Origin of the sequence: Cupriavidus sp. SIMBA_020 (assembly GCF_046535395.1) — a bacterium.
GTDB classification, from domain to species: Bacteria; Pseudomonadota; Gammaproteobacteria; order Burkholderiales; family Burkholderiaceae; genus Cupriavidus; species Cupriavidus campinensis.
This window is the reverse complement of the sequence record NZ_JAWRWU010001391.1, coordinates 1-245: the sequence shown is the minus strand read 5'-3', so window position 1 is coordinate 245 and position 245 is coordinate 1. Positions and strand designations below refer to the sequence as shown.

Annotated in this window: 1 protein-coding gene; it reads right to left on the bottom strand. The window is 60.4% G+C overall.

Annotated features, from left to right (window positions below; translation table 11 throughout):
* Nucleotides 1-220: T6SS immunity protein Tli4 family protein (locus SB751_RS34080; protein WP_410749506.1), on the bottom strand; the 220-nt coding region annotated here is incomplete at its 3' end.
* Between the last annotated feature and the right edge of the window lie 25 nt (nucleotides 221-245).

Genomic DNA, 245 nt, shown 5'->3' with positions numbered 1-245 from the left:
CCGGCGCCAGCAGATAGAAACGGTAGACCGTAATCGGGCCGTCCTGAAGCGCAAACAGGACCTCTTCGGCGTCCATGCCGGCCACCACGCGCTTGCCCTTGCGCAGGATGCGATAGCTCCCTGGCACTCGATCAAGTTGTGCTCGAAGCTCGGACAGATTCTTGGTGAGCGGCTGACCTTGATCCTGCTCGACTGCATCTCGCATCTTGATCAGGAGCAATGCAGGTCGGCCTGGCATCAGCGCA